Annotated in this window: 2 rRNA genes; both read left to right on the forward strand. The window is 55.3% G+C overall.

From position 1 onward, the window contains the following. Nucleotides 1-180: 180 nt before the first annotated feature. Nucleotides 181-1,706, forward strand: a 16S ribosomal RNA gene (locus ACYSM9_RS21570). Nucleotides 1,707-2,222: 516 nt separating this feature from the next. After that, a 23S ribosomal RNA gene (locus tag ACYSM9_RS21575) occupies nucleotides 2,223-5,347 on the forward strand. The 16S and 23S rRNA genes sit together here, the layout of an rRNA operon. Nucleotides 5,348-5,355 lie beyond the last annotated feature (8 nt).

The raw sequence follows: 5,355 nt of genomic DNA on the forward strand, positions 1-5,355 counted from the left end.
TGTGTCTGTTGTTTGAGAACTCAATAGTGTGCCATGTTTGTTGATACCGATTATGTATGTAATTGGTTGAATTTGCTATGCCGCCACCCCGTGGTGTGCATGGTGTTTTTAGCTGGTTTCAAATTTTGTGCAGCCATTTCGGGTGTTATTTCCACTGGTTTTGGTTGTGTCTGTTTGTTTTCAACGGAGAGTTTGATCCTGGCTCAGGATGAACGCTGGCGGCGTGCTTAACACATGCAAGTCGAACGATGATCTCCAGCTTGCTGGGGGGATTAGTGGCGAACGGGTGAGTAACACGTGAGTAACCTGCCCTTGACTCTGGGATAAGCCTGGGAAACTGGGTCTAATACCGGATATGACTGACTATCGCATGGTGGTTGGTGGAAAGCTTTTGTGGTTTTGGATGGACTCGCGGCCTATCAGCTTGTTGGTGGGGTAATGGCCTACCAAGGCGACGACGGGTAGCCGGCCTGAGAGGGTGACCGGCCACACTGGGACTGAGACACGGCCCAGACTCCTACGGGAGGCAGCAGTGGGGAATATTGCACAATGGGCGGAAGCCTGATGCAGCGACGCCGCGTGAGGGATGACGGCCTTCGGGTTGTAAACCTCTTTCAGTAGGGAAGAAGCCGCAAGGTGACGGTACCTGCAGAAGAAGCGCCGGCTAACTACGTGCCAGCAGCCGCGGTAATACGTAGGGCGCAAGCGTTATCCGGAATTATTGGGCGTAAAGAGCTCGTAGGCGGTTTGTCGCGTCTGCCGTGAAAGTCCGGGGCTCAACTCCGGATCTGCGGTGGGTACGGGCAGACTAGAGTGATGTAGGGGAGACTGGAATTCCTGGTGTAGCGGTGAAATGCGCAGATATCAGGAGGAACACCGATGGCGAAGGCAGGTCTCTGGGCATTAACTGACGCTGAGGAGCGAAAGCATGGGGAGCGAACAGGATTAGATACCCTGGTAGTCCATGCCGTAAACGTTGGGCACTAGGTGTGGGGGACATTCCACGTTTTCCGCGCCGTAGCTAACGCATTAAGTGCCCCGCCTGGGGAGTACGGCCGCAAGGCTAAAACTCAAAGGAATTGACGGGGGCCCGCACAAGCGGCGGAGCATGCGGATTAATTCGATGCAACGCGAAGAACCTTACCAAGGCTTGACATGGACCGGACCGCCGCAGAAATGTGGTTTCCCCTTTGGGGCCGGTTTACAGGTGGTGCATGGTTGTCGTCAGCTCGTGTCGTGAGATGTTGGGTTAAGTCCCGCAACGAGCGCAACCCTCGTTCTATGTTGCCAGCGGTTCGGCCGGGGACTCATAGGAGACTGCCGGGGTCAACTCGGAGGAAGGTGGGGACGACGTCAAATCATCATGCCCCTTATGTCTTGGGCTTCACGCATGCTACAATGGCCGGTACAAAGGGTTGCGATACTGTGAGGTGGAGCTAATCCCAAAAAGCCGGTCTCAGTTCGGATTGGGGTCTGCAACTCGACCCCATGAAGTCGGAGTCGCTAGTAATCGCAGATCAGCAACGCTGCGGTGAATACGTTCCCGGGCCTTGTACACACCGCCCGTCAAGTCACGAAAGTTGGTAACACCCGAAGCCGGTGGCCTAACCCCTTGTGGGAGGGAGCTGTCGAAGGTGGGACTGGCGATTGGGACTAAGTCGTAACAAGGTAGCCGTACCGGAAGGTGCGGCTGGATCACCTCCTTTCTAAGGAGCGCCTACAACAACCCGCCGCGAACGCATGTTGGTGGTGGGGGTTGTCAGGAAGCATGCCCGTTGCACGGACGAATGTTCCGTGGCGGGTGCTCATGGGTGGAATATCAACGAATTTGCCGGGCACTGGGTGTCTTGTTCTTCTCTAGTACGAATCCTTTCGGGGGTTCTGGAACGGTGGGGCGGGGCGCTGGTGGTTGGTTTTGGCACACTGTTGGGTCCTGAGGCAACAGGACCATGTGGCGGTTCTCCTTGTGTGGGGGCTGTTGTGTGGGACTTTGTTTCTGGTTTCCCTGCTGCACCGGGCACGCACTGTTGGTGTGTGGGGTGTGTGGTGTGGGGTTGTTGTTTGAGAACTACATAGTGGACGCGAGCATCTTGTATAAGAAGCAATTTCCAAGATATTTAGAACCTGGATCTGGCTGCGCGTGATGATGATTCCTTTGGGGGTTTGAGTTGGGTGTGGTTGGTTTCGTGGTTCTCTCGAGTGAGCTTGTTTTTGATCTTTGTGGTCAAGTTTTTAAGAGCACACGGTGGATGCCTTGGCATTAGGAGCCGATGAAGGACGTAGGAATCTGCGATAAGCCTGGGGGAGTCGATAACCGGACTGTGATCCCAGGGTGTCCGAATGGGGAAACCCCGCCAGGGGCGTGAGTTGCCTGGTGACCCGTACCTGAACACATAGGGTGCGTGGGGGGAACGCGGGGAAGTGAAACATCTCAGTACCCGCAGGAAGAGAAAACAATAGTGATTCCGTTAGTAGTGGCGAGCGAACGCGGATCAGGCTAAACCGTTCCATGTGTGATAGCCGGCGGGCGTTGCATGGTCGGGGTTGTGGGACTTTCCATACCAGTTCTGCCGGGCTGGTGGGGTGTGATGTGCGCGCATAGGTGAACGGTTTTGAAAGGCCGGCCAGAGAGGGTGTTAGTCCCGTAACCGTAATGCGTTTGTGCCGCCTGTGAGAGTATCCCAAGTAGTACGGGGCCCGAGGAATCCCGTGCGAATCTGTCAGGACCACCTGATAAGCCTAAATACTCCCTAATGACCGATAGCGGACCAGTACCGTGAGGGAAAGGTGAAAAGTACCCCGGGAGGGGAGTGAAACAGTACCTGAAACCGTGTGCTTACAATCCGTCGGAGCAGCCTTGTAGTTGTGACGGCGTGCCTTTTGAAGAATGAGCCTGCGAGTTAGTGTTACGTCGCGAGGTTAACCCGTGTGGGGCAGCCGTAGCGAAAGCGAGTCTGAATAGGGCGTGTGAGTGGCGTGATCTAGACCCGAAGCGAAGTGATCTACCCATGGCCAGGTTGAAGCGACGGTAAGACGTCGTGGAGGACCGAACCCACTTCAGTTGAAAATGGAGGGGATGAGCTGTGGGTAGGGGTGAAAGGCCAATCAAACTTCGTGATAGCTGGTTCTCCCCGAAATGCATTTAGGTGCAGCGTTGCGTGTTTCTTTCCGGAGGTAGAGCTACTGGATGGCTAATGGGCCCTACAAGGTTACTGACGTCAGCCAAACTCCGAATGCCGGTAAGTGAGAGCGTAGCAGTGAGACTGTGGGGGATAAGCTTCATAGTCGAGAGGGAAACAGCCCAGACCACCAACTAAGGCCCCTAAGCGTGTGCTAAGTGGGAAAGGATGTGGAGTTGCCCAGACAACCAGGAGGTTGGCTTAGAAGCAGCCACCCTTAAAAGAGTGCGTAATAGCTCACTGGTCAAGTGATTCCGCGCCGACAATGTAGCGGGGCTCAAGTACACCGCCGAAGTTGTGGCATTCAGACATGGCTAAGCCTTCGTGGTTCAGGTGTTTGGATGGGTAGGGGAGCGTCGTGTGGGCGGTGAAGCTGCGGTGTAAACCAGTGGTGGAGCCTACACGAGTGAGAATGCAGGCATGAGTAGCGAAAGACGGGTGAGAAACCCGTCCGCCGAATGATCAAGGGTTCCAGGGTCAAGCTAATCTGCCCTGGGTAAGTCGGGACCTAAGGCGAGGCCGACAGGCGTAGTCGATGGACAACGGGTTGATATTCCCGTACCGGCGAAAAACCGCCCATGCTGAGCGGGGGATACTAACTGCCCGAAACCTGCCCGAGCACCCTTGTGGTGTGAGGGTTTTGGTGGAGCGCAGGGCCTGATCCCGGGAGGCAAGCGTATTAACAGGTGTGACGCAGGAAGGTAGCCGAGCCGGGCGATGGTTGTCCCGGTCTAAGGATGTAGGGCGAGTGGTAGGCAAATCCGCCACTCATGGGCCTGAGATCTGATGGGACCCCCGTTTGGGGGGATTCGGTGATCCTATGCTGCCGAGAAAAGCATCGACGCGAGGTTTTAGCCGCCCGTACCCCAAACCGACACAGGTGATCAGGTAGAGAATACCAAGGCGATCGAGAGAATTATGGTTAAGGAACTCGGCAAAATGCCCCCGTAACTTCGGGAGAAGGGGGGCCCCAACCCTGATACGCCCACGCGGTGTGGAGGGGATCGGGGCCGCAGAGACCAGGGGGAAGCGACTGTTTACTAAAAACACAGGTCCGTGCGAAGTCGCAAGACGATGTATACGGACTGACTCCTGCCCGGTGCTGGAAGGTTAAGAGGACCGGTTAGCCGTATGGCGAAGCTGAGAATTTAAGCCCCAGTAAACGGCGGTGGTAACTATAACCATCCTAAGGTAGCGAAATTCCTTGTCGGGTAAGTTCCGACCTGCACGAATGGAGTAACGACTTCCCCGCTGTCTCAACCATAAACTCGGCGAAATTGCAGTACGAGTAAAGATGCTCGTTACGCGCAGCAGGACGGAAAGACCCCGAGACCTTTACTATAGTTTGGTATTGGTGTTCGGAGTGGCTTGTGTAGGATAGGTGGGAGACGTTGAAGCCTGGACGCCAGTTCGGGTGGAGTCATCGTTGAAATACCACTCTGGTCACTTTGGACATCTAACTTCGGCCCGTAATCCGGGTCAGGGACAGTGCCTGATGGGTAGTTTAACTGGGGCGGTTGCCTCCTAAAAAGTAACGGAGGCGCCCAAAGGTTCCCTCAGCCTGGTTGGCAATCAGGTGTCGAGTGTAAGTGCACAAGGGAGCTTGACTGTGAGAGAGACATCTCGAGCAGGGACGAAAGTCGGGACTAGTGATCCGGCGGTACATTGTGGAATGGCCGTCGCTCAACGGATAAAAGGTACCTCGGGGATAACAGGCTGATCTTGCCCAAGAGTCCATATCGACGGCATGGTTTGGCACCTCGATGTCGGCTCGTCGCATCCTGGGGCTGGAGTAGGTCCCAAGGGTTGGGCTGTTCGCCCATTAAAGCGGTACGCGAGCTGGGTTTAGAACGTCGTGAGACAGTTCGGTCCCTATCCGCTGCGCGCGCAGGAAATTTGAGAAGGGCTGTCCTTAGTACGAGAGGACCGGGACGGACGAACCTCTGGTGTGTCAGTTGTACTGCCAAGTGCACCGCTGATTAGCTACGTTCGGATGGGATAACCGCTGAAAGCATCTAAGCGGGAAGCTCGCTTCAAGATGAGATTTCCATACACATTATGTGTGAGAGGCCCCCAGCCAGACCACTGGGTTGATAGGCCGGATGTGGAAGCGAGGACTAACGACTCGTGAAGCTGACCGGTACTAATAGGCCAACAACTTACACCACACAGAAAA

The organism is Arthrobacter sp. C152 (assembly GCF_054890965.1).